Origin of the sequence: uncultured Fibrobacter sp. (assembly GCF_937877005.1) — a bacterium.
GTDB lineage: Bacteria > Fibrobacterota > Fibrobacteria > Fibrobacterales > Fibrobacteraceae > Fibrobacter.
In genome coordinates, this window is sequence record NZ_CALEFV010000214.1 from 1 (window position 1) to 2753 (window position 2753).

The window sequence follows — 2753 nt, forward strand, 5'->3', positions numbered from 1 at the left end:
CTCGGCCTGTTCATAATGGCGAGCACGAACGCCACTACGGCAAGCGGCAGCAGGAGTAAGTACATTCCTCCCCGCGACGTAAGGCCCACGAAAAGCCCGGTCAAGATAAAAAGCGTTTCAAAAACTGCCATATTCTACTCCATAGTAGTGAGATTATTCATCTACTTCCTCATAGTCAAAGGTCTCATTCATCGCGGCCTCGTCCATGTGCTCGTTCTTCATGATTTCGTAGACCTTATCACGGAGTTCTTTCCTCGTGTAGAGCGTGTTGTCTACGCGCTTCCCGTCTGCTTTGGTTAATAGGTAATATCTCTTTTCCTTTGCCAACTCCTTAATGTCGTTCTTAACTTCCTCGTCGAATTGTTGCGATTTGTATTCTGTAGCTACAGGGATATCATTGCCGGGGTCATAGGACGAGTCACTCGGAGATTTTTGCATAATGAGAAGTCCTAAAATGGCCAGCACTATGAAGCACATGATAAAAAACAGCGATGCGGGGCTCTTGATAATATCGATGAAGGTTCTGGCAGTGAACATGGCGAATCGGACGCCAATTTACGAGAAGGATGATGAATACAGTGATCATGACGTTTCCTTTTTCTATGGAGCCCTGCTGAAATTCCGTTAATTACAACTATTGTTTCTTTTCGGCATTTTCAATAGCGGCCTCGGCCTTTTCAGCCGCCTTTTCGGCAGCGACCTCTGCCGCCTTGATCTCGGCCTTCCAAGGGGTAAGTCCAACCACGTTGTCAACCGGAACCGAAAAGGCTATTCCCTGGCCCATCGTATCGAGCCCCGCCTTCTGATAAAGGGCGTGCAGCACGGCATCCTTAATCTTGGAATCCACCAGAATCATGACGATTTCTTTTTCAGGCTGAATCGCGATATGGAAGAACGACTCGGCCTCCTTGTTTGCCGTACCGCGGGCATTCAGAATCGTACCGCCACGGGCACCGGCATCCTTCGCCGCTTCCATCACGGTTTCAGAGAATCCGGTATTCACAATACAAAAGATGACTTCGTGATTGAATCCGCTCATTTTTCGTTTCTCCGTACCGCATCGCGGTTGTCGCTTAGAAAATTAAATATCGACTTGCCGATAACGCTTGCCATGGGAATCGTATAGGCAATGCCCTTGCCTCCAGCAATCGTGTTGAACTTTTCGGCCAGGCTTTCAAGAGCTGCCTGTAGCTGGTTTTCGCCAATAACGCTAATGATGATTGCTCGTTCAGAATCCGTAAGCCCCATTGCAGTCACAATTTCACGCGGAGCCGTCCCCTGGCCAAACACGACCATCTGCATGTTCACACCGAAGGACTGGATGTGGTCCATATAAAAATCGGCCTTGGAACGACTCACCACCGTAATCAGGATCTTAAGACGGTTCATGGAAACCTTGGCACGGCCTCCACGCGAAGTTTTACTGCGATTTTTCTTTTCTAATTCCACAGCCGTTCCCTACATAAAGTCAATAATCTGTTCATCGTCGGCATCCTGAATACGGCGCATCATCGTACGGTTACGTAGCGCAGTCGCTACGACCGCCCTGAAACCAAGTATCTGTATGGTAATCAAGGGAGTCATCGCAACCATCGCGACAATACCGAAAGCATAATTCAGAATAGAATCGCCCTCGCCCTGAATGGCGGCACAGGCTCCTATGGCCAACGGCAAAATAAAGCTAGATGTCAACGGACCGCTCGCCACACCACCCGAGTCAAACGCAATCGCGGTATAAAGCTTAGGCACAAAGAACGAAAGACCGAGTGAAATAAAATAGCCCGGAATCAGGTAATAAATAATCGGGAACCCGACAATAATGCGGATCATCGAAAGACCAATCGAAATACCCACACCTACCGAAAGCGCAATCAGCATCGAGCGCTTGGTCACGAGGCCTCCCGTCACCTCTTCGACCTGTTTGTTCAACACGTGCACCGCAGGTTCTGCAAGCACCACCACCAAGCCAAGCACAAAGCCCGCCACCACCAGGGCCTTCGGCATCCGGCCTAGCTGCTGTCCTAGTTCAAAGCCCACCGGCATAAAACCTACCGCTACGGCCGTCAAAAAGACAACTAGTCCCACAAATGTGTATACGATACCGAAAGCCATCTGTATAAGTTTCGACCACGAAAGCTTGAGTACCGCAATCTGCAACACCATGAAAAAGATAACGATCAGACCAAGCGCAACGAGAACTTCCCGTGCAACCTTGAGCACCGTCGGGATCAAGTTCATGCCAAGGCTCGCGTCGATAGAATAAGCCCCGTGCGAAAGATGGTAGGTCAAGTCCCCCTTCGAAAAAATCACAAGCCCTGCTAGGGCAATAATCGGGCCTACGGAACAGAGCGCAATCAGGCCGAAGCTGTTCTCGTTTGCATTCTTGCCACCAATCGCCCCCGCAACACCCACTCCGAGCGCCATGATGAAGGGAACCGTAATCGGACCCGTAGTCACACCACCCGAGTCAAAAGCGAGCGGCACGAACATATCCTTGCCAAAGGTTACCATAAGCATGCCAAGCATGAACAAAACGAGATAGAAGAATATGATGATGGTCGAGAGATCCCTTTTAAAGACAATCTTTACTATCGAAACGACCAGGAAAAGGCCTACGCCGATACCGATTGTCGCTATCAGAAGAGTCGGTTCCACAGCGTTCTTCACCTGTTCAGCGAGCACAGAAAGATCGGGTTCCGCAACCGTAATGAGCACACCCATCACAAAACAGACCGAAACGAGCAACAACAACC

4 protein-coding genes are annotated in these 2753 nt (G+C 49.7%); all 4 read right to left on the reverse strand.

All coding sequences use genetic code 11. The annotated features are described in order from the left end of the window. Positions 1-153 precede the first annotated feature (153 nt). Positions 154-537: a hypothetical protein gene (locus Q0628_RS09630; protein WP_298770492.1), complete on the reverse strand. Its 384-nt coding sequence runs from the start codon at positions 535-537 to the stop codon at positions 154-156. 97 nt (positions 538-634) lie between these two features. After that, complete coding sequence (locus tag Q0628_RS09635) at positions 635-1039, reverse strand: P-II family nitrogen regulator (protein WP_298770494.1); 405 nt, start codon at positions 1037-1039, stop codon at positions 635-637. After that, a complete protein-coding gene (locus tag Q0628_RS09640; RefSeq protein WP_298770496.1) occupies positions 1036-1449 on the reverse strand; it encodes a hypothetical protein in 414 nt (137 codons plus the stop codon). The genes Q0628_RS09635 and Q0628_RS09640 overlap by 4 nt, the downstream gene beginning before the upstream one ends. Positions 1450-1458: 9 nt before the next feature. Next, positions 1459-2753 (reverse strand): DUF1538 domain-containing protein (locus tag Q0628_RS09645; protein ID WP_298770498.1); only part of this gene is annotated, 1295 nt, incomplete at its 5' end.

Excerpts from the sequence above, each read along its gene's own strand:
- Q0628_RS09630 (WP_298770492.1), bottom strand. The coding sequence starts at position 537 with ATGTTCACTGCCAGAACCTTCATCGATATTATCAAGAGCCCCGCATCG.
- Q0628_RS09635 (WP_298770494.1), bottom strand. The coding sequence starts at position 1,039 with ATGAGCGGATTCAATCACGAAGTCATCTTTTGTATTGTGAATACCGGA.